Source organism: Alcanivorax sp. 24 (genome assembly GCF_004360225.1).
GTDB lineage: Bacteria > Pseudomonadota > Gammaproteobacteria > Pseudomonadales > Alcanivoracaceae > Alloalcanivorax > Alloalcanivorax xiamenensis.
The window spans coordinates 39100-60358 of record NZ_SNUA01000006.1; the positions used below are offsets into that span (position 1 = coordinate 39100).

A 21259-nucleotide genomic window follows, 5' to 3' on the forward strand; every position below is an offset into this window, starting at 1 on the left:
ATCGCGGCCTGGCGGCAAAATACCCGGAGGGCACAGGGGAGCCCGGCCCTTCGGGTTGCGCTGGAAAAGTCACCAGACGACGCTGCGGCCTTTGACTTTGGCCCACCAGAGCCTGCAGTCCGCAACGCCGTCTGGCGGTTTTTCCAGCGGCAACGCGGCGGTGTAGAGATCATAAACAGGCTCTCATATTGGAGGTACCGATGAGCGAACGTCGCGCCACTGTCGAGCGCAACACACTGGAAACCCAGATCCGGGTAGCCGTGAATCTGGATGGCACTGGCGCCTGTAAGCTGGACACCGGCCTGCCGTTTCTGGAGCACATGCTGGATCAGGTGGCACGTCACGGTCTGATCGACCTGGACATCGTCGCCAATGGGGATTTGCATATCGATGCCCACCACACCGTGGAGGATATCGGTATTAGCCTGGGGCAGGCGCTGTCCCGGGCCTGGGGCGACAAGAAAGGCATTCGCCGTTACGGCCACGCCTATGTGCCGCTGGACGAAGCCTTGTCCCGGGTGGTGATCGACCTGTCTGGCCGCCCCGGCCTGGAAATGCATGTGCCGTTTACCCGTGGCATGATCGGCGGCTTCGACGTGGACCTGTTCCACGAGTTTTTCCAGGGCCTGGTGAATCACGCCATGATCACCGTGCACGTGGATAACCTGCGTGGCAAGAACGCGCACCACCAGGCGGAAACCGTGTTCAAGGCCTTTGGCCGTGCTCTGCGCGTGGCGGTGGAGAGGGATCCGCGCATGGGGGATATCACCCCGAGCACCAAGGGCACCTTGACGGAAACCGAGTAATCCTGAATGACCAACCCGGGCGCCCCGGTCTCCCGGGGCCGCGCCATCCGACGGTCATTGATCAATTGTCATCACCGGCGGACAAAATGAGGAATCCAGGTATGAGTGAAACCGTCGCCGTGGTCGATTACGGCATGGGGAATCTGCACTCCGCCGGCAAGGCGCTGGATAAAGTGGCTTCCGGTCAACGCATCGTGATCACCGGGGATCCGGACCAGGTCCGTCACGCGGACCGGGTGGTGTTTCCCGGTGTCGGCGCCATCCGTGACTGTATCCGGGTGATCACCGAGACCGGGCTGGACCGGGCCATTCTCGATGTGATCGATGCGCGCAAACCGCTACTTGGCGTCTGCGTGGGCATGCAGGCGTTGCTGGATCACAGCGAGGAAAACGATGGCGTCGACTGCCTCGGTGTGTTCGAGGGCCGTGTCGCCCATTTCGGTGAGCAGTACGGGGAAACCGGAAACCGCCTGAAAGTGCCGCACATGGGTTGGAACGAAGTGCGCCAGACGCACCCGCACCCGATGTGGGCGGGCATCGCCGACAACAGCCGTTTTTATTTCGTGCACAGCTATTGTGCCGTGGACGTGCCGGAAGAGAATATCTCCGGCATGTGTCACTACGGCCGCGATTTCGCCGCCGCGGTGATCAAGAAAAATGTCTTCGCGGTGCAGTTCCATCCGGAAAAAAGCGCCGACGCCGGCCTGCAACTACTGGAAAACTTCCTGCGCTGGCAGCCCTGACCGTCGCCGTGCCGACAAAACGCCGATACACGTTGATAGAAAGAGACTTTGATGCAACTGATTCCCGCCATCGACCTGAAAGACGGTAAGTGCGTACGCCTCAAGCAAGGGCGCATGGAAGACGACACCGTCTTCTCCGAAGACCCGGTGGCCGTCGCCACTCACTGGGTGGAACGGGGCGCCCGCCGCCTGCACCTGGTGGACCTGAACGGGGCCTTTGCTGGCGAGCCGGTGAATGGCGAGATCGTCAAGGCCATCGCCAAGGCCCACCCGGACCTGCCGATCCAGATTGGCGGTGGCATCCGTACCCCGGAGATCATCCAGGCCTACCTGGACGCCGGGGTGCAGTGGGTGATCATCGGTACCAAGGCGGTTAACGAACCGGCTTTCGTCAAGGCAATGTGCCAGCGTTTTCCGGGCCATATCATTGTCGGTCTGGATGCCAAGGACGGGAAGGTGGCTACCGATGGCTGGGCCAACGTCACCGATGTGGATGTGATCGAACTGGCCCGGCAATTCGAGAACGACGGTGTTTCCGCCATCGTGTACACCGACATCAGCCGGGACGGCATGTTGCAGGGCGTGAATGTGGACGCGACGGTACGGCTGGCCCGGTCCATGAGCATCCCGGTGATCGCCTCCGGTGGCATCACCAATCTGGACGACGTGCGCAACCTGTGCGCGGTGGCGGACCAGGGCATCAGCGGCGCCATCACCGGCCGTGCCATTTACGAGAACACCCTGGACTTCGCCGAAGGCCAGGCGCTGTCCGACCAGCTCACCGGCGCCTGAGCGCGGAGACCATCATGAGCCTTGCCAAACGCATCATCCCCTGCCTCGACGTGGACGCCGGCCGCGTGGTCAAGGGCGTCCAGTTCGTTGATATCCGCGATGCCGGTGATCCGGTGGAAGTGGCGCGCCGCTACAACGAAGCCGGGGCGGACGAGATTACCTTCCTGGACATTACCGCCAGCCACGAAGGGCGGGACACCACCCTGGAAACCGTGGAGCGCATGGCCAGCCAGGTGTTCATCCCGCTCACCGTGGGCGGTGGCGTGCGCACCCTGGAAGACATCCGCAATCTGCTTAACGCCGGCGCCGACAAGGTCAGCATCAACTCGGCGGCGGTGAAGAGCCCGGAATTTGTCCATGAGGCCGCGCAGCGGTTCGGCTCCCAATGCATCGTGGTGGCCATCGACGCCAAGAAAGTCAGCGGCGAGAGCGAGAACAATCGCTGGGAGATTTTCACCCACGGTGGCCGCAAACCCACCGGCCTTGATGCGGTGGAATGGGCGCGACGCATGACTGATTACGGCGCCGGCGAAATCCTGCTGACCAGCATGGACCGTGACGGCACCAAAAACGGTTTCGATATCGCCCTGACCCGGGCCATTGCCGATGCCGTGCCGGTGCCGGTGATTGCCTCCGGCGGTGTCGGTAATCTGCAGCATCTTGTGGACGGCGTGATCCAGGGTGGCGCCGATGCGGTGCTGGCGGCGTCGATTTTCCACTTCGGCGAATACAGCATTGCCGAAGCCAAGCAATACATGCAGCAGGCCGGCATTGAGATGCGCCTGTGACCGAGACGGCGCCGTCGATCTGGGTGGACGCGGATGCCTGCCCCGGCGCGATCAAGGAAGTGTTGTTCCGTGCCGCCCAGCGCCGCCATTTGCACACCCGGCTGGTGGCGAACCACGCCATGCGCGTGCCCCGTTCTCCGTTTATCCGTTTGATCCAGGTCCCCTCCGGTTTCGATGCCGCCGATGATTACATCGCCGGCCAAGTGAGCCCCGGTGATCTGGTGATCACCGCCGATGTGCCGCTGGCGGACCGGATCGTGGCGGCGGGCGCCACCGGTCTTAATCCGCGCGGCACCCTTTACACCAAGGAAACCGTGCGTGAGCATTTGAATCGCCGGGACTTCATGGAAGAGATGCGCTCCGCCGGCCTCGCCAGCGGCGGCCCCTCGGCGTTGGATAAACGTCAGGTTCAGGCGTTCGCCAACGCCCTTGACCGGTTCCTGGCCACCGCGCGATAAGGCTGTTGTAGGCGCTTGCCTGCAAGAGCGTGGGTTTTCGGGCTTCAAGAGATTCGCTTGCGGCGGCCCGCCGCCCTTTCCGTGGTAACCGCCAAAGACAAATTGAGAGCCCGCTCCCATGCTGAAAATCTCCAACAACGTGACTATCCCCGAAGCGGAGATCGAATGGCATGCCATCCGCGCCCAGGGCGCGGGCGGCCAGAACGTCAATAAAGTGTCTTCCGCCATCCACCTGCGCTTCGACGTGCGTGCCTCGACCTTGCCCGAGTTCTACAAGGAACGTTTGCTGGCCTTGTCCGATCAGCGCATCACCGCTGACGGGGTCATTGTGATCAAGGCTCAGCGGTATCGGACCCAGGAAAAAAATCTGGATGATGCGTTGCAGCGCTTACGTGCGCTGATTCTCGAAGCCACGGTGGTACACAAGAAGCGCAAGCCCACTCGTCCATCGAAATCGGCGCGCAACAAACGCATGGACAAGAAAAGCCATCGCGGTCAGGTGAAGTCGCTGCGCGGCAAGGTCAAGACTTAGAGCCTGTTCTCAGCCTTCGCTGTTGAGTGAACGGAAGTGCATGGGGCCGATAGCCGCATCAGTGGAGACAATGTACGATCGTCCTAATAATGACAAAGAGGACGAGCGCATGGACCAGGCGACATTGATTGCGGTGGGGCTGCCGGCTGCCCTGTTTCTGATCATGGTGGGTATGGGGCTGACCCTTACCCCCAAGGATTTTCGCGAAGTGCTGGTGGCGCCCCGGGCCACCTTGTATGGCTTGGTGGCCCAGATTCTGTTGTTGCCGATGGTCGGCGTGGGACTGGCGCTGTGGTTGGACTTGTCGCCGGCGCTGGCGGTGGGGCTGGTGGTGATCGCGGCCTGTCCTGGTGGTACCACTTCCAATCTGTTTGCCTTTCTCGGCCGAGGCGACGTGGCGCTGTCCATTGTCCTCACGGTGGCGGCGAGTCTGATCACCATTGTCACCCTGCCGATGTTCACCAGTTGGGCTCTCGGCCATTTCCAGGACAGCGAACAGGTGCTGGAATTACCGGTGCTGCGTACCGTCATCACTTTGTTCGTCATCATCCTGGTCCCGGTGATTCTGGGCATGACCTTGCGCCATTTCCGTCGTGACTGGGCGGAGAAAGGCGAAAAACTGGTGAGCGTGTTTGGTCTGCTGGTGCTGGTGGCGGTGATTGCCCTGCTGCTGATTGATCTCGGAGAAGAAGCGTTGGTGTTGCTCAAACAGGGCGGGGCGGCGGTGGTTTTGCTGAACATCATTGGTCTGGCGCTGGGTATGCTGGGAGGCCGCCTGATCGGTCTGGACCGGCCGCAGGCGTTCACCGTGGCGATCGAACTGGGGATCAAGAACGGGACCCTGGGGCTGATGATCACCTTGACCTTGCTGCAATCCGAGGCGATGTCGGTACCGGCGGCGGTGTATGGCGTGCTGATGTTCCTGTTCGGCTTCCTGATGCTGGGCTACAGCCGGCTTACCGGGATCGGTCGGTCCCGGACAGTGGTGTAGAGGATGGTGATGCACCGGGTGCACGCACCGGGTGCATTAAATCTGCACCCGATATGGGCATGGCGCGGGGCGGATTGACGCCGCCGGGTGGTCTCACCGGCACCATAAGTCGGGGTGGCGGCTATCGATGCGGCCGCCCTAGTTTCTTGTTTTATAAATAAAAAAGACGGGAGTCGGGGCGCGCGGACGTCCGCTCACGGTGGCCCTTTCGGGCGGTCGGCGGCCGTGGCATGGTCCTTGCGAGTTGCGGTGTGTTCTGGTGAGGAATTCAGACCATGCACACTGATAAAGCAACCCGATTGCAACTTTTTGATCTGCGCCTGGTACAGACCCGGGTCTTCCATCTGACCTGGCTGGCGTTCTTCGTCTGCTTCTTCGCGTGGTTCGCCTGCGCCCCTTTGATGCCGGTGATTCGCGGTGAATTCGGTCTGACCACCAAGCAGATCGCCAACATCAACATCGCCGCCGTGGCGATCACCATTCTCGTCCGGCTGATCATCGGCCCGCTTTGTGACCGGTATGGGCCGCGCAAGACCTACACCGGCTTGATGTTGCTTGGCGCTATTCCGGTGTTCGGCGTGGCGGCGGCGCAGAGCTACGAGAGCTTTCTGTTCTTTCGCCTTCTCATCGGTGCCGTGGGCGCCAGCTTCGTGATTACCCAGTACCACACTTCGATCATGTATGCGCCCAACGTGGTGGGCACCGCCAATGCGGCAGCGGCGGGCTGGGGCAATGCCGGTGGTGGCGCGGCGCAGGCGCTGATGCCATTGGTGCTTGGCGCGGTGTTGATGTTTGGCGTTGGTGAAGCGTTCGGTTGGCGTCTGGCCTTGCTGGTGCCCGGGGTTCTGATGTTGGTGATGGCGTTTCTTTACTGGCGTTTCACCCAGGATTGCATGGACGGCAATTACAGCGATCTGCGTGCCGCCGGCAAGGTTCCGGATACGGGGAAGAAAGGCGGTTGGGACAGCTTCAAACTGGCCGCGGGCAACTATCGTGTATGGATGCTGTTCGTCACCTACGGCGCTTGCTTCGGCGTCGAAATTTTCATGCACAACGTGGTCGCCACCTATTTTCTCGATAACTTCGACTTGTCCTTGAAAAGCGCGGGGCTGGTGGCGGGCAGCTTCGGTTTGCTGGCCCTGTTCGCCCGCGCGCTCGGCGGCTGGGTTTCCGATCAGGTGGCACGCCGGGGTGGTCTGGATGCCCGTGCCCTGGTGCTGTTCGTGCTCATCGTTGGCGAGGGGCTGGGGCTGCTGCTGTTCTCACTGATGGACAATTTCCAACTGGCGGTGCTGTCGATGCTCGCCTTCGGCCTGTTCACCCATATGGCCTGCGGCGCCACCTACGCTCTGGTGCCGTTCATCGACCGCCAGGCGCTCGGCGGCGTGGCTGGCATTATCGGCGCCGGCGGTAATGTGGGCGCGGTGGCCGCCGGTTTCCTGCTGCTGTGGGTGGGGGAAGTACAGCACACCCTGTTCATCCTTGGCGCTTTGGTGCTGGTCAGCGCCCTGTGCGCCATCGCCGTGCGTTTCTCCGCCGCGCATAAAGCCCGTGAAGAAGAACTTTACCAGGAAGCCCTGGCACAGCGGTCCGCCCAGGTTGTCGGCGGTAGCGCCTGAGACACCGGGTCCGATGGAGGTGGTGATGAAACAGGAACGGTTGGTGGTGATTGGGAACGGCATGGTGGGGCAGAAATATCTGGACCATCTGGTGGCGGACGGGCTGCATCACCGTTATCAGGTCACGGTGTTATGCGCGGAACCGCGCCCGGCCTACGACCGGGTTCACCTGTCGGAATTTTTCACCGGACGCAGCAGCGAGGACTTGTCCCTGGTGCCGGAGCGTTTTTTTGAACGCCACGGCCTTGAGCTGCGTTTGAGTGAGGGCGCCGACAGCATCGATCTGGAGAGCAAGACGATCCGGACCGCCAAGGGGGCCACGCTGGACTACGACAAGCTGGTGCTGGCCACCGGGTCCTACCCGTTCGTGCCGCCGGTGCCGGGGCGTGGCCGCGCCGGTTGCCTGGTGTACCGCACCATCGAGGATCTGGAAGCGATCATGGCATCCGGGCGGGATGCGGAAGTGGGCGCGGTGATAGGCGGTGGCCTGCTCGGTCTTGAAGCGGCCAAAGCCCTGCGCGATATCGGCTTGCAAACCCATGTGGTGGAATTCGCGCCGCGCCTGATGGCGGTGCAGGTGGACGATGGCGGCGGCGCGCTGCTGCGCCGCAAGATCGAACAGCTCGGCGTGTTCGTGCATACCGGCATGAACACCACGGAAATCATTGACGGGGAGTTCTACCGTCACCGTCTCAACTTCGCCGATGGCGAGCACCTGGAAGCGGACCTGGTGGTATTTTCCGCCGGCATTCGCCCCCAGGACACGCTGGCCCGCGACGCCGGTCTGGCGGTGGGCGAGCGCGGCGGGATCATCATCGACAATCACTGCCGTACCTCCGATCCGGATGTTTACGCCATCGGCGAGTGCGCGCTCTGGGGCGGGCGCATCTATGGCCTGGTGGCGCCCGGTTACGAGATGGCGCGCGCCGCCGTCAGTCATTTGCGGCATCGGCGTGATGAAACACGGGCGCTACCGTTCACCGGCGCCGATATGTCCACCAAATTGAAGTTGATGGGCGTGGACGTGGCGTCCCTGGGGGATGCCCATGCCAGCACGCCGGGAGCCTGCTGTTATCGCTACGAGGACGAGCGCAAGCAGATTTACAAGAAGCTGGTGGTCAGCGAGGACGGTCGTCGCCTGCTGGGCGGCGTGCTGGTGGGCGACGCACGGGAATACAACACCTTGTTGCAACTGATGCTCAATGACATGGCGTTGCCGGAAACGCCGGAGCAATTGATCCTGCCCGCCGCCCAGGGGGCCGCGCCGGCCCTCGATGTCACCCGGTTGCCGGACAGCGCCACGCTGTGCCAGTGCCAGAATGTGACCAAGGGAACCTTGTGCCAGGCCATCGCCGAGGGGCACTGTGATCTGGCGGCGATCAAGCAGTGTACTGGCGCCGCCACCGGTTGTGGCGGTTGCGAGCCCATGGTTCAGACGCTGCTGGACACTTTCGGCGTCGAGGCGGATGGGCTGGCGGAGGTGGGAACATGACCTGCACCACCTGCCCCTACTGTGGTGTGGGCTGTGGCGTGATCGCCACGCCCGGGGATGAGAGCGCGCCGAACCGGTTACGCATCGAAGGTGATCCGGATCACCCGGCGAACCATGGCCGTCTTTGTGTGAAAGGGTCGGCGTTGGCGGAAACGGTGGGGTTGGAAGGGCGCCTGTTGCGGCCACTGATGCGGGATCAGGCCGGACGGGAGCAAACCGTGTCCTGGGACCGGGCGCTGGGCCGGGTAGCCACGGACTTACGCCGTATCATCGACCAGCATGGTCCGGAGGCGGTGGCCTTCTACGTCTCCGGCCAGCTGTTGACCGAGGACTACTATGTCGCCAACAAGCTGGTGAAGGGCTGGCTTGGCACCGCCAACATCGATACCAATTCGCGGCTGTGCATGTCCTCGGCGGTGGCCGGCCACAAACGCGCCTTCGGTGAAGATCTGGTGGGCGGCAATTATCAGGATCTGGAAGAGGCGGATCTGGTGGTGTTGGTGGGCTCCAATACCGCTTGGTGTCACCCGATCGTTTATCAGCGGCTGATGCGCAGCCGGCGCGAGCGGCCGGAGAAACGCATCGTGGTGGTGGACCCGCGCCGCACCGCCACCTGCGAGCAGGCGGATCTGCACTTGCCGGTGAAAGCCGGCTCCGACGTTTGGTTATTCAACGGGCTGCTCACCTATCTGGAAGAGCACGGCGTGGTGGACACCGGGTTTGTCGCCAACCACACCGGCGGTGCCGCCGAAGCGCTGGCCGTCGCCCGCGGCAGTGGCGGCCGCCTGGAAGCGGTCGCCAAGGCCTGCGGGGTGCCGGTGGCGCAATTGCAGGCGTTTTACGCCCTGTTCGCGCGCACCCGTAAAGTGGTGACGGTGTTTTCCCAGGGCGTGAACCAATCGTCCAGCGGCACCGACAAGGTCAACAGCATCATCAATTGCCACTTGCTCACCGGACGGCTTGGCGAGCCCGGCATGGGGCCGTTTTCCATCACCGGCCAGCCCAATGCCATGGGCGGCCGGGAAGTGGGCGGCCTGTCCAATACGTTGGCGGCGCACCTGGAACTGGATGAACCGGCGCACCGGCAACTGGTGCAGGAGTTCTGGGGCAGTCCGCGCATTGCCCGGGAACCGGGTTTGAAAGCCGTGGACTTGTTTGAGGCGGTACACGAAGGCCGTATCAAAGCGTTGTGGGTGATGGCCACCAACCCGGTGGTGAGCCTGCCGGACGCCGACCGGGTCCGCGAGGCCCTGCGCCGATGCGAGCTACTGGTAGTGTCCGATCTGTTTGCCGATACCGATACCGCCGCCGAGGCCGGGGTGGTGCTGCCGGCGCTGGGCTGGGGCGAGAAAGACGGTACCGTGACCAACTCGGAACGCTGCCTGTCCCGGCAAAAAGCCTTTCTGCCGGCACCGGGAAAGGCAAAGCCGGACTGGTGGGCGGTCAGTGAGGTGGCCCGGCGGCTGGGGTTCGATGGCTTCGCCTATGAGCAACCCCATCAAATTTTCGATGAACACGCGCGGCTGTCGGCCTGGCGCAATGACGACGATGGCGTGCGGCGTGCTTTCCATATTGGCGGTTTGGCGGGCCTCGACGCCGAGGGCTATGATCGCCTGCGCCCGTGCCAGTGGCCGGTGCCGCAAGCTGGTGAACATACCCCCCGGCTGTTCCAGGACCGCCGCTTTTTCCATGGGGATGGCAAGGCCCGGCTGGTGCCTACCGCACCCCGTGCTCCGGTCAATGCGGTGGATGACGAGTTCCCGCTGGTGCTCAACACTGGCCGTATTCGCGACCAATGGCACACCATGACGCGCACCGGCCGCGCCCCGCGTCTGGCCAGCCACCTGCCCGAGCCGTTCGTGGAAATGCATCCTTACGAAGCGATGTTGTGCGGCGTGCAGGATGGCGCCCTGGTGCGCGTGGCCAGTGGTTGGGGCGCGATGGTGGCGCGGTTGCGTTGCACCGCTGACCAGCCTCGCCGGACGGTGTTCGTGCCGATTCACTGGAATGACCAGCGAGCGTCGGATGCCCGCGTTGGCGCGCTGGTCAACCCGGTGGTGGATCCGCTCTCCGGAGAACCGGAATTCAAACACACGCCAGTGATGGTGTCGCCGTTCCCGGTGGATTGGCACGGGGTGGTCCATAGCCGTTCCCCGCTCCAATTTGAAGGCCGCGAGGCACCGGCCTATTGGGTTTGTATCCAGGGTGACGGTTTTCTGCGCTATGAACTGGCCGGCCGGGGCCGGCTCGAGGCGCCGCATCTGTGGAGCCGGGCGCTGTTGGGGCTCGGTGAGCAGACGCAGTGGCTGGAAGTGGGTGAGGACAGTGCCGGCGACTATCGCGCCGTGGTTCTGGAGCAAGGACGCTTGCTGGCCTGCGCCTATCTGTCACCGCGCGCGGAGCTGCCTTCACGCAGTTGGCTGAGTCGTGTTTTCGGCAAGCAGGATGTCTCCGAGGCGGATGTCGTCGGGCTCAAGCTGGGACGGTCGGTGGATCCGGCCGACGATGTCGGTGCCACGGTCTGCTCTTGTTACTCGGTGGGTCGGAATACCATCCTCGACGCCATTCGCGATAACGGGTTAACCTCGGTGGAGGGCGTTGGGCGCTGCGTCAGGGCGGGCACCAATTGCGGCTCCTGCCAGCCGGAAATCCGCGCCCTGATCGAAGGGGCAAGATTGGCGGAGGGCGCGTGATGGAGGACGTGACCGTTGCGATCCTCGCGGGTGGCCAGGGACGCCGGCTCGGTGGTGTGGACAAGGGCCTGATTCCGGTATTGGGTCGCAGCCTGGTGGAGCGGGTGCTGCAAGCGGTGCCCGCCGGAACGGCGAGACTGATCGTGGCCAATCGTAATCTGCGTGCCTATCAGGCATTGGGTGTGCCGGTGGTCAGTGATCCCTGGCCGGATTTTCGTGGGCCCCTGGCCGGTATTCTGGCCGCGTTACGCACTGCCTCCACTCGGTGGGTTCTTATTCTCCCCTGTGATGCGGTGACCTTGCCCGACGATCTGCTGCCCCGTTTAATGATCCAGGCCAAGCTGCAAGGCTTGCGGGCAGCGTATGCTGAGGCGCATGGTCAGGGGCAGTACTTGTGCTGCCTGCTGAATCGCGATCTGGAGAGCGGGCTTGCCGAAGCGCTGGAGCTTGGTGAGCGGGCGCCACGTCACTGGTTCGCCTCCATCGGCGCGCGGCCGGTGGACTTTTCCGACGTGCAGCCGGAGCCGCTGTGGAGTTTGAACAACCCCGCGGAAGTGGCCGACGCTTGTGCCCGTCTGAGCCGGGGAGACTGATCATGGGCGTAGCCTTTGAGCCGTTGTCAGTAAAAGAGCCATTGCAGGACCGTTTCGGCCGTATCAAACGCAAGCTGCGCTTGTCCTTGACCGATCGCTGCAACTTCCGTTGCCGGTATTGCATGCCGGAACATCCCCAATGGCTGCCCGGGCGGGAACTGATGAACCGGGAGGAGCTGCTGCGGCTGGCGACCCTGTTCGTGGACAACGGCATTGAAGAACTGCGCCTGACTGGTGGCGAGCCGCTGCTGCGCAGGGACGTGGTGGCATGCGTGGCGGCACTGTCCGGGTTGCGTGAGCGTGGTTTGAAACGGCTGTCGATGACCACCAACGGTACCCGTTTGCCGGAGCTGCTTGATGACCTGATCGAGGCGGGCCTGGACGATTTGAACATCAGCCTGGACGCGGTGGACGAGGGCCGCTTCCAGGCGCTCACCGGGCGCCGGTTGGCGCCGGTGCTGGCGGGGATCGAAAAGGCCCGCGACAGCGGCCTGCCGGTGAAACTGAACGCGGTGCTGATTCAAGGGTATAACGACGACCAGATCCTGCCGCTGGCCCACTGGGCAAAAGTCCGGGGCCTGCCGCTACGCTTCATCGAATATATGCCCTTGGATGAACCGGGGCGCTGGCGTGAGGACCAGGTGGTGTCCGAGGCCCGGATCCTCGCTACCCTGGCTGATCACTATCGGATCCAGGCTCGAGCGCGAGGCGCCGCCCCGGCCACCGAATACCGGCTCGATGACGACTACACCGTGGGCGTGATCTCGACGGTGACCAAACCGTTTTGCGCCGACTGCGACCGGCTGCGTTTGACCGCCAACGGGCACCTTTACACTTGCCTGTTCGCCCGCCAGGGGCATGATCTGCTGACGCCGCTGCGCGGCGGGGAGAGCGAGGCGCGGCTGCGGCATCGCATTGAACAACGCGTCTGGTACAAGGACGCCGGCTACGCGGCGACGCCGGGGCCGGTGGACCGACCAATCACCATGCACGGGATGGGAGGCTGATGAATCTGTCCTTTGAACTTTACGGTGAGCTGATCCCGCTGGCGGGCGGGGAACGTATCACGCTGGCCGCGGAAACGGCGCCGGCCACGGTGGCCGAGGCCCTGGTGCTGTTGGCCGATCAGTGTCCGGCCCTGCAACCGCGCCTGGAGCAGTGCGCGGCGGTGCGCGATACCGACGTCCTGTTGCGTTCCGACCCGCTGCCGGAAAACGGCCACCTGGTGCTGTTGCCGCCGGTGGCGGGGGGATGACCATGACGGATTCGAGTAACCGGACGCACTTGACCGAACAGCCGATCGCCATCGACGCGTTGCTGGCGCTGGATCAGTACCCGGAGTGCGGCGGTTTGGCGCTGTTCGCCGGCACCGTGCGTGACCATCATCAGGGATTGCCGGTGGAGAGCCTGCGCTATACCGCCTACGTGCCGTTGGCGGAGAAACGCATCGCCGAGATCGAGCAGCAGGCCCGTGAGCGTTTTGGGCTGAGCTATTGCCGGGTAGTGCATCGCCTGGGCGCACTGCGTATCGGTGACGTGGCGATCGTCTGCGTGGCGCGAGCCGCGCACCGGGCGGAAGCGTTCGAGGCCTGCCGTTATCTGGTCGATGAGGTAAAGCATCAGGCGCCGATCTGGAAAGAAGAATTTTATACCGACGGCAGCAGCGCCTATGTCCAGGGTTGCTGCATTCGCCCGGACACCCATTCCGATGCTCATTCGGACAATCAGCGTGACGTTCACCCGGACCATCACCGGGTCCACCATTGTGATGGAGACCATTCTTGAAAGACGTCAGTAATAAACCGGACTCGTTCCGCAGCGCCCGCGCCCAATGTCGGCTGCGGGCCCCTCAGGACTGCATCGAGCGCCTGCGCCGTGGCGACACCGACAAAGGCGATGCCCTGAAGACCGCTCGCATCGCCGGCATTCTTGCCGCCAAGCGCACCGACGAATTGCTGCCGCTATGCCACCCGCTACCGATCCACCGCGCTGAACTGGAGTTCGAACTGGGTGAGGAGCAGGTGACGATCCTGGCCGAAGTGCAAACCATTGGCCCCACCGGAGTGGAGATGGAAGCGCTTACCGCCGCGCAGATGGCGGCGCTCACCTTGTACGACATGCTCAAGCCACATTGCCGCCCGGATCAGTTGGAAATTACCGACGGTCGCTTGCTGGAAAAAACCGGTGGCAAGTCCCAGTTCCGTCGCTATCTGCGTGCGCCGATGAGCGCCGCGGTGATCGTGCTGTCGGACACCGTGGCCGCGGGCCGCAAACCGGATACCGCCGGGCGCTCGGTGGAAGAAGGATTGGCCGCCGCCGGTTTTGAGCCGGTGCACTATCAGGTGTTGCCGGATGAGCCGGAGCAATTGCGCGAGGCGGTGCGGGCACGGCTGGCCGAAGGCACGGCGCTGGTCGTGACTGTCGGCGGCACCGGCGTTGGTCCCCGCGATTGCACCGTGGACACGGTGCAACCCATGTTGACCACCGAACTGCCCGGGGTAATGGAAGCGGCCCGGGACTTTGGTCAGCGTCGCACTCCCTACGCCATGATGTCCCGAGGCATTGCCGGCCTGGCCGGAGAGAGCGTGGTGGTGACCTTCCCGGGCAGCCGGCGCGGCGCGGAGGAGACGCTGGCGGCGCTGTTGCCAGGGCTGGTGCATCTGCTGGAAGTGTGCCGGGCCGGCCGCCCGCATCCGGGCGGTTATCAGTGATAAGCGCAGTGGCGCGGGACGTTTGACGCCGGCCGCAAAGAGATCGAGGTCTTTTCCTGGAAGAGAGCCATATTCGCTGCCAAGGCAGCTTCCCACAGCGGCTCCGTAGCTTTCTCTGTGGGAAGCTGCCTTGGCAGCGAATATGGCCGAATTCCTATCCCCAAGACCAGATTGAAGGAGACGCTCTGATGGGATGCGGTACCACGCCGGGACTGCTGCCGGTGGCCGAGGCTCTGGCCACGTACCGGCGCGTGTTGGCGCCGTTATCGGCCAGTGACTGTCCGGTGGAAGAGGCTTTGGGCCAGGTGCTGGCGGCACCGGCGCGGGCGGCGGTGGATCTGCCGCTGTTCGATCAGAGCGCGGTGGATGGCTATGCGGCGCACAGCGCGGACCTGGCGAACGCCACGACGGAGCACCCGGCCCGCTTACGGTTGAGCGGTGAAAACCCGGCCGGGCAAGGCGCCGGCGCCGCCCTGGCCCGAGAGACGGTAGTGCGCATTCTGACCGGCGCGCCGGTACCGCCGGGGGCCGATACCATCGTGCGTCAGGAGTGGGTGGTCCGTGAGGAGGACGCCATCCGCGTGGATCGCGTGGTGGCGCCGGACACGGATCTGCGACACCAGGGTGAGGAACTGCAAGTCGGTACCGAATTGGCGGCGGCCGGCACACGGCTGGACGCCGGCCGGCTGGCGGCACTGGCCATGGCCGGCGTGGCGAACGTGAAGGCGTATCCGAAAGCCAGGGTGACGGTGCTGGTGACCGGCGACGAAGTCAGGCCGGTGGGGGAGCGGCTGAGGCCTGGGCAAATCTATGACGCCAACGGTCCGCTGGTGCGTGGCTGGCTGGCGCAGCGAGGGCAGCCGCTGGTGCGCTGCCAGGCGGTGGCGGATCGTTTCGAGGACGTTTGCCAGGCGTTGGAGCAGGCGCTGGCGGAGTCGGACGTGATTATCACCACTGGCGGCGTGTCCGTGGGCGACCGGGATTATGTGCCGGAAGTGGCGGAACGGCTCGGGGTGACACGGCACTTTTGGAAGCTGGCGCAAAAGCCGGGTAAGCCGCTGTGGTTCGGGACCCGGGAAGGCACCGCGCTGATCGGGTTGCCGGGCAATCCGGCGGCGGTGCTGGTGGGGCTGACGGTGCACGTGGCGGAAGTGCTGCGGGTACTGGAAGGCGATCCGGCGGGGCCGCCCTGGGGCCATGCCCGCTTACTCGAAGACGCGCGTCCGGACGATCGCCGCGATCAGTGGCTGCGTATGCGGTTGCAAACCGACCCCCTCACCGGTGCCACGGCACTGGCGCCGTTACCGCGTCAGGCGTCGCATATGCTGTCCAACCTGATGGCCGCCGATGTGCTGGCCTGGGTGCCGGCCGGTGATGACGCCTGGAGGGCGGATTCGGTGGTGCGCTGGCTGGCACTGAAATGATATCGGGTGACTGGAAAGATGAATTCAGAGCTTGCCACGAAGCCGCTGTGGGAAGCTTGCTTGCAAGCGAATGGGGGGCATTCGCGGCCAAGGCCGCTTCCCACAGCGGCTTCGTAGGCCAGTCTGTGGGAAGGGTCTTCTCTAGCGTTTCCCCGCCAGCGTAATCCCCTTGAGAATCGACAGCGCCTGGGACAGTGGATAGTCGCGGCTGGCCAGGGGTTCTTCTTCCGGTTCTTCCGCTGGCCCGTTCTCGCCATTCTGGTTCATCAGATGGTGGGGCAGGTCCGCCTCCCGTGGCAGGTGTTCCTTGAGCAATTTGACGCTGGCCACTTCCACTTTGATGTCGGGAACGATGCCTTCCGCCTGGATCGAGCGTCCTTCGGGGGTGTAGTAACGGGCGGTGGTCAGTTTCAGCGCGCTGTCGCCGCTGATCGGCAGGACCGTCTGCACCGAGCCTTTGCCGAAGGTGCGATTGCCAACAATCACGGCGCGCCCCTGATCCTGCAGGGCGCCGGCGACGATCTCCGAAGCGGAGGCGGAGCCGCCGTTCACCAGCACCACCAGCGGCAGGCCCTGAAGCTGGTCACCGGCGTGGGCGCGGTAATCGTTACGGCTGGCCTCGTCACGGCCCTGGGTGTAAACGATCAGCCCCTTGTTGAGGAACAGATCCGCCACCTGCACGGCGCCGTCCAGAACTCCGCCCGGGTTATTGCGCAGGTCCAGGATCAGTCCCTTGAGATTGCCTTCTTTTTGTAGCTTCTCCAGCGCCTTGCCGGTCTCCATGCCGGTGTTGTTCTGGAACTGGGAGATGCGGATATAACCGTAGCCGGGCTCCAGGGCTTCCTGTTTCACGCTCTGTACTTTGATGCGGTCCCGCTCCAGTACCACCGTGCGCGGTTGCTCCTCTCCTTCGCTGAGGATCGACAGGGACACCTTGGAGCCACGCTCGCCGCGCATTTTCTCCACCGCCTCTTCCAGGCTCAGGCCCTTGACGAAAGTGTCGTCGATTTTCAGGATCAGATCGCCAGCGCGGATGCCGGCACGGGCGGCGGGGGAATCGTCAATCGGGGTGACCACCTTGACGAAGCCGTCTTCCATGGTCACTTCCAGGCCCAGGCCGCCGAATTCGCCGGTGGTGGTGGTCTGCAGGTCCTCGAACTGATCCGGCGTCAGGTAAGCGGAGTGCGGATCCAACTCGTAGAGCATGCCGCGGATGGCGGCGTTGAGCAGCTCCTTCTCGTCCACTTCCTCGATATAGGCGCCGCGCACCCGTTCCAGCACTTCGGCGAAGGCCCGCAACTGGGTCACCGGTACGCCGGCTTCGCGAGCCTGATCGTCCAGGGACTCGGGAGTGGCGGCGTGCAGGGTGGGAACGGAAAGAGCAAGAGCGAGCAGGGTATGGCGCAGAACAGCGTGAGGCAGTTTCAACATGAGGCTCTAATCCTGGCGTCAGTTGGCGCGGGCGATCAGTTGTTACGGTCGATCAGTCGTTACGGGCAATGGGCGGCAGTGTAACACGGCGGTCGCACCAGCGCGCCGGGTTCACCGCCTTGCCGCGATGGCGGATTTCAAAGTACAGCGCGCTGCGGCTGTTGCCGCCGGAACGGCCCGCCAGTGCCAGCACATCGCCGGTGGCGACCTGGTCACCGACCTGGCGCAGCAGGCTTTGATTGTAGCCATAGAGTGTCAGGTAGCCGTCACCGTGATCGAGGATAATGAGCAGGCCGAAGCCACGCAGCCAGTCGGCGAATACCACTCGTCCCGGGTGTACGGCCTGCACCGGAGTGCCTTCGTCCACGCCCAGAATCACGCCGGTCCAACGTAGTTCCCCTTCCCGGCGGCTGTTGTAGCTGGTCAGCACCGGGCCGTGCACCGGCCAGGGCAAACCGCCCGCCAGCTTGCCGAAGGGGGTGCCGCTGCTCGCGGCGGGGCGGCTAGGCCCGCTTGGGGCGCTCTCCCGTGCCGCCTGTTCGGCGGCTTGGCGCATCTGCTCCAGCAGACGCTCCAGGCGTTGTTGATCCGCGCGCAGGCTGCTCAACTGGCCGCCGCGGTTCTCCAATGACTGACCAAGGGCGGCCAGCGCCTTCTCCCGTTCACGGCCGGCGGCCTCCAGCTCCTCGCGATGCCGGGCCAGGGCGGTACGCCGGTCCAGCAGGTCGGCGCGGGCTTCGGCCACTTCCCGGGCCACCTGACGCAGGTCGACCAGTTCACCTTCCAGATTGACCAGGCGATCCCGCCGCGCGCGCTGGAAGTATTCCTGGTAGCGTAACAACCGGGCTACCCGCTCCGGGTCTTCCTGGTTGAGGAGCAGCTTGATGCGCTCCTCCCGGCCGGCCTGGTAGCTGGTCCGCACGGTGCGGGCCAGCCATGATAATTGCACCTTTTTCTCCGCCGCCAGTTCGGCCTGGCGCTGTTCGGTCTCGGCCAGGCGCTGTTCCGCGTCCTGAACTTCCCGGTCCAGGTGGCGTTGTTCGCGGCCCAGGGTGCCGATGCGTTTTTCGGTGTCGCGCAGCTTCGCCTGCAGATCGTCGCGGCGCTCCAGGTCCCGATTCTGAGCCGAGGTCAGCTCGCGGATGCGCTCCTTCAGGGCTTCCAGTTGCTCGGGGGACGGATCGTCCGCCCGGGCCACCAGGCTCAACAGCAGGAGCAGGGGAAAAAGACGTCTCATGGCAGCGGGTTTTACCGTAACCGGCCCCCGATGTGTATACTTGGCGCCGATTTTACCTCGGCAGGAACGTAACCATGGATCGTTTGATCGAGTTCGCCAGCAACCATTACCTTCTGGTCTCCGCCTTCTTTCTATTGTGGGCTGTTTTCTTCACGATTGAGTCCCGGCGCGGCGGCAAGCCCATCAGCCCGCAGTTGGCCACCAATCTGATCAACCAGCAAAAGGGCGTGATCATCGACTTGCGTGACAGCGAGGAGTTCCGCGCCGGCCACATCGCTGGTAGTGTCAATATCCCCGCCGGTCAGGTCATGGACCAGCTCTCGCAGCTGCAGGCCTACAAGGACCGGCCGGTGATTCTGGCCTGCAAAATGGGCAATCAGTCGTCACACCTGGGGCGTCAACTGCGCGGCAAGGGGATTCCCAACCTCTACCGTATTCAGGGCGGCATCAACGCCTGGCGCAATGATAACCTGCCGGTGGTGAAAGCCTGATGGCCGGGGTGACACTATGACCGAGGTGACAATGTACACCACTTCCTGGTGTCCTTTCTGCCGGCGGGCCAAAAGTTTACTGGTGTCGAAGGCGGCGCGGCTTCATGAAATCGACGTGGACCATGTCGCCGGAGGGCGCCAGGAGATGATGGAACGCAGCGGCCGGCGTACCGTGCCGCAAATCTGGATCGGGACGCGTCACGTCGGAGGCTGCGATGAGCTTTTCGCCCTGGAACGGGCGGGCGAGTTGGACGCATTGCTTAACCAATAGTCGCTAGAAGGGTAAGGGTTGGCCAGGCGATGCCGGGCATGCCGAATAACACGGGTCGCCGGGGGTGGCCCTGCAAACCATGGAGATAATGATGGCGGATCAACAGGAAAAAGTATTTCAACTGCAGCGCGTGTACCTGAAGGATGCTTCCTTCGAGTGCCCGGGCGCGCCGGAGATTTTCCTGCAGGAGTGGAAGCCGAAGGTCAATGTTCAACTGAATAACAACGCCCGCCGGCTCGGTGACTCCAATGAGTATGAAGTGGAAGTGACGGTAACCGTGACCGCCAAGGACGAGGCGGAAGAAAAGACGTTTTACCTGGTGGAAGTAAAACAGTCCGGCATCTTCACTCTGGTCGGTATCGAAGGTGAGGAACGCAACCAGTTGCTCGGCGCTTATTGCCCCAACCTGCTGTTCCCGTACGTGCGCGAAGTGGTGTCGGATCTGGTATCCAAGGCGTCTTTCCCGCAAATGGTATTGCAGCCGCTGAATTTCGATGCTCTGTACCAGCAGCAGCGTGAGCAGCAGAAAGAAGGCAGCGAGAGCCTGACGGTTCAGTAAATGAGCCGGGCGCCAGACGCCGGACGCTAAAGTCAAAACCCGGGGCTGCGGGCATTGCGGAAATAAAAAATTGCCGGGAGCAATTTTTAACGTTGCTTCGGCGGGGGCTCCCGTATTGCCCGGTTACCTCGAAGACCTCCCTTCAGAGGTGGCTACAGCGCCGCTGTGGGAAGCTTGCTGGCAAGCGAATCGCCAACGGCTCAGGGCATTCGCGGCCAAGCGGAGCGCCGCCCGGGCCGCTTCCCACAGCGGCTTCGTGGCAGATCCGTGGGAGACCAGCTTGCTGGCGAATTCCGGCCCTCTGGTGTTGGGATATTCGCTTGCCAGCAAGCTTCCCACAGCGGCTTCGTGGCAGATCCGTGGGAGACCAGCTTGCTGGCGAATTCCGGCCCTCTGGTGTTGGGATATTCGCTTGCCAGCAAGCTTCCCACAGCGGTTTCGTGGCAGATCCGTGGGAGACCAGCTTGCTGGCGAATTCCGGCCCTCTGGTGTTGGGATATTCGCTTGCCAGCAAGCTTCCCACAGCGGCTTCGTGGCAGATCCGTGGGAGACCAGCTTGCTGGCGAATTCCGGCCCTCTGGTGTTGGGATATTCGCTTGCCAGCAAGCTTCCCACAGCGGTTTCGTGGCAGATCCGTGGGAGACCAGCTTGCTGGCGAATTCCGGCCCTCTGGTGTTGGGATATTCGCTTGCCAGCAAGCTTCCCACAGCGGCTTCGTGGCAGATCCGTGGGAGACCAGCTTGCTGGCGAATTCCGGCCCTCTGGTGTTGGGATATTCGCTTGCCAGCAAGCTTCCCACAGCGGTTTCGTGGCAGATCCGTGGGAGACCAGCTTGCTGGCGAGTTCCGGCCCTCTGGTGTTGGGATATTCGCTTGCCAGCAAGCTTCCCACAGCGACTTCGTGGCATGATCCGTGGGAGACCAGCTTGCTGGCGAATATAGCGGCTTGGTAGCCCCTTCCGGTTACAGACCCGTGCCCATGATTGAAGCGCCGTGGCCCGCTAAGCCGCGATGAACCATAAAAAGCGTTTTAGTGCTTGCCAGGGCGTTGGGTCTGGTTTTGCGTTATCGGCGTCCGGCGTCCGGCGTCCGGCGTCCGGCGTCCGGCGTCCGGCGTCCGGCGTCCCTAGACCGCGCCCGGGTAGCCCAACTGGCGCCAGGCCTCATAGAGGGTCACCGCCACCGCGTTGCTCAGATTGAGACTGCGGCTGTCGGCCACCATCGGCAGCCGCAGCCGTTGCTCCGGCGCCAGCCGGTTCAGGATCTCCGCGGGCAACCCCCGGGTTTCCGGGCCGAACAACAGCACATCGCCGTCCTTGAACCGGGTATCGCTGGGGGCAGTGTGGCCCTTGGTGGTCAGGGCGAACAGGCGAGCCCCGTTCATGGCGGCCAGGAAGGCCTCGAAATCCGGGTGCACGGTCACCCTGGCCCATTCCGAATAGTCCAGTCCCGCGCGCCGCAGGCGCTTCTCATCCAGACTGAAACCGAGCGGCTCGATCAGGTGCAGCCCGGCGCCGGTATTGGCGGCGAGGCGAATAATGTTGCCGGTGTTCGGAGGAATTTCCGGTTGATAGAGAGCAATATGCAGCATGGTAAAGAAGGGCGGCGGGGCGCCGCCCTTTAGCCATC

The 21259-nt window shown here is 63.6% G+C and carries 22 protein-coding genes; 19 read left to right on the forward strand and 3 right to left on the reverse strand.

Annotation, left to right across the window (positions count from 1 at the left end; genetic code table 11):
• Nucleotides 1-200: 200 nt before the first annotated feature.
• The 16 genes from hisB to glp all read left to right on the forward strand — a co-directional run bounded on the left by hisB (nucleotide 201) and on the right by glp (nucleotide 15642).
• Nucleotides 201-806, forward strand: a complete 606-nt coding sequence (gene hisB, locus E0L37_RS09850; protein WP_133491578.1) for an imidazoleglycerol-phosphate dehydratase HisB — start codon at nucleotides 201-203, stop codon at nucleotides 804-806.
• Nucleotides 807-907: 101 nt separating this feature from the next.
• Nucleotides 908-1549: an imidazole glycerol phosphate synthase subunit HisH gene (gene hisH / locus E0L37_RS09855; protein WP_133491579.1), complete on the forward strand. Its 642-nt coding sequence runs from the start codon at nucleotides 908-910 to the stop codon at nucleotides 1547-1549.
• Between the two features lie 51 nt (nucleotides 1550-1600).
• The gene (gene hisA / locus E0L37_RS09860; protein WP_133491580.1) at nucleotides 1601-2341 is read left to right on the forward strand and encodes a 1-(5-phosphoribosyl)-5-[(5-phosphoribosylamino)methylideneamino]imidazole-4-carboxamide isomerase; all 741 of its coding nucleotides are present in this window, start codon (nucleotides 1601-1603) and stop codon (nucleotides 2339-2341) included.
• 14 nt (nucleotides 2342-2355) lie between these two features.
• Nucleotides 2356-3129 (forward strand): imidazole glycerol phosphate synthase subunit HisF, encoded by a 774-nt coding sequence (hisF, locus tag E0L37_RS09865; protein ID WP_133491581.1) that lies wholly within the window; start codon nucleotides 2356-2358, stop codon nucleotides 3127-3129.
• Nucleotides 3126-3587: a YaiI/YqxD family protein gene (locus E0L37_RS09870; protein WP_133491582.1), complete on the forward strand. Its 462-nt coding sequence runs from the start codon at nucleotides 3126-3128 to the stop codon at nucleotides 3585-3587. Before hisF ends, E0L37_RS09870 begins: the two co-directional genes overlap by 4 nt.
• Nucleotides 3588-3705: 118 nt before the next feature.
• Nucleotides 3706-4119 (forward strand): alternative ribosome rescue aminoacyl-tRNA hydrolase ArfB, encoded by a 414-nt coding sequence (arfB, locus tag E0L37_RS09875; RefSeq protein WP_133491583.1) that lies wholly within the window; start codon nucleotides 3706-3708, stop codon nucleotides 4117-4119.
• Nucleotides 4120-4189: 70 nt separating this feature from the next.
• Complete coding sequence (locus E0L37_RS09880) at nucleotides 4190-5110, forward strand: bile acid:sodium symporter family protein (protein WP_133491584.1); 921 nt, start codon at nucleotides 4190-4192, stop codon at nucleotides 5108-5110.
• A gap of 275 nt (nucleotides 5111-5385) precedes the next feature.
• Nucleotides 5386-6729 carry an MFS transporter gene (locus E0L37_RS09885; protein ID WP_133491585.1) on the forward strand — a complete coding sequence of 448 codons (1344 nt, stop codon included), beginning with the start codon at nucleotides 5386-5388 and terminating at the stop codon, nucleotides 6727-6729.
• 25 nt (nucleotides 6730-6754) lie between these two features.
• Entirely contained in the window at nucleotides 6755-8221 is a 1467-nt protein-coding gene (gene nirB, locus E0L37_RS09890) for a nitrite reductase large subunit NirB (RefSeq protein WP_133491586.1), read from the forward strand.
• Nucleotides 8218-10914: a nitrate reductase gene (locus tag E0L37_RS09895; RefSeq protein WP_133491587.1), complete on the forward strand. Its 2697-nt coding sequence runs from the start codon at nucleotides 8218-8220 to the stop codon at nucleotides 10912-10914. Before nirB ends, E0L37_RS09895 begins: the two co-directional genes overlap by 4 nt.
• A complete protein-coding gene (gene mobA, locus E0L37_RS09900) occupies nucleotides 10914-11507 on the forward strand; it encodes a molybdenum cofactor guanylyltransferase MobA (protein WP_133491588.1) in 594 nt (197 codons plus the stop codon). The genes E0L37_RS09895 and mobA overlap by 1 nt, the downstream gene beginning before the upstream one ends.
• A gap of 2 nt (nucleotides 11508-11509) precedes the next feature.
• Entirely contained in the window at nucleotides 11510-12514 is a 1005-nt protein-coding gene (gene moaA, locus E0L37_RS09905; RefSeq protein WP_133491589.1) for a GTP 3',8-cyclase MoaA, read from the forward strand.
• On the forward strand, nucleotides 12514-12762 hold the full coding sequence (locus E0L37_RS09910; RefSeq protein ID WP_133491590.1) for a MoaD/ThiS family protein: 249 nt from the start codon (nucleotides 12514-12516) through the stop codon (nucleotides 12760-12762). Before moaA ends, E0L37_RS09910 begins: the two co-directional genes overlap by 1 nt.
• Before the next feature lie 2 nt (nucleotides 12763-12764).
• Nucleotides 12765-13292, forward strand: a complete 528-nt coding sequence (locus tag E0L37_RS09915) for a molybdenum cofactor biosynthesis protein MoaE (protein ID WP_236564097.1) — start codon at nucleotides 12765-12767, stop codon at nucleotides 13290-13292.
• A complete protein-coding gene (gene moaCB, locus E0L37_RS09920) occupies nucleotides 13289-14218 on the forward strand; it encodes a bifunctional molybdenum cofactor biosynthesis protein MoaC/MoaB (RefSeq protein ID WP_133491591.1) in 930 nt (309 codons plus the stop codon). The genes E0L37_RS09915 and moaCB overlap by 4 nt, the downstream gene beginning before the upstream one ends.
• Before the next feature lie 188 nt (nucleotides 14219-14406).
• Nucleotides 14407-15642, forward strand: coding sequence for a gephyrin-like molybdotransferase Glp (gene glp, locus E0L37_RS09925; protein ID WP_133491592.1), 1236 nt, complete (start codon nucleotides 14407-14409; stop codon nucleotides 15640-15642).
• Between the two features lie 141 nt (nucleotides 15643-15783).
• On the opposite strand, the gene E0L37_RS09930 is transcribed toward glp, so the two are convergent.
• Both E0L37_RS09930 and E0L37_RS09935 read right to left on the reverse strand, forming a co-directional pair.
• On the reverse strand, nucleotides 15784-17073 hold the full coding sequence (locus tag E0L37_RS09930) for a S41 family peptidase (RefSeq protein WP_133491593.1): 1290 nt from the start codon (nucleotides 17071-17073) through the stop codon (nucleotides 15784-15786).
• A gap of 52 nt (nucleotides 17074-17125) precedes the next feature.
• The gene (locus E0L37_RS09935) at nucleotides 17126-18310 is read right to left on the reverse strand and encodes a murein hydrolase activator EnvC (protein WP_133491594.1); all 1185 of its coding nucleotides are present in this window, start codon (nucleotides 18308-18310) and stop codon (nucleotides 17126-17128) included.
• Nucleotides 18311-18384: 74 nt separating this feature from the next.
• Here E0L37_RS09935 and E0L37_RS09940 point away from each other — a divergent pair, with 74 nt between their 5' ends.
• From E0L37_RS09940 to secB, 3 genes are all read left to right on the forward strand, one after another.
• Complete coding sequence (locus tag E0L37_RS09940; protein ID WP_133491595.1) at nucleotides 18385-18801, forward strand: rhodanese-like domain-containing protein; 417 nt, start codon at nucleotides 18385-18387, stop codon at nucleotides 18799-18801.
• Between the two features lie 16 nt (nucleotides 18802-18817).
• On the forward strand, nucleotides 18818-19072 hold the full coding sequence (grxC, locus tag E0L37_RS09945; RefSeq protein ID WP_133491596.1) for a glutaredoxin 3: 255 nt from the start codon (nucleotides 18818-18820) through the stop codon (nucleotides 19070-19072).
• 91 nt (nucleotides 19073-19163) lie between these two features.
• Nucleotides 19164-19631 carry a protein-export chaperone SecB gene (gene secB / locus E0L37_RS09950; protein WP_133491768.1) on the forward strand — a complete coding sequence of 156 codons (468 nt, stop codon included), beginning with the start codon at nucleotides 19164-19166 and terminating at the stop codon, nucleotides 19629-19631.
• A gap of 1125 nt (nucleotides 19632-20756) precedes the next feature.
• On the opposite strand, the gene trmL is transcribed toward secB, so the two are convergent.
• Entirely contained in the window at nucleotides 20757-21221 is a 465-nt protein-coding gene (gene trmL / locus E0L37_RS09955; RefSeq protein WP_133491597.1) for a tRNA (uridine(34)/cytosine(34)/5-carboxymethylaminomethyluridine(34)-2'-O)-methyltransferase TrmL, read from the reverse strand.
• Nucleotides 21222-21259 lie beyond the last annotated feature (38 nt).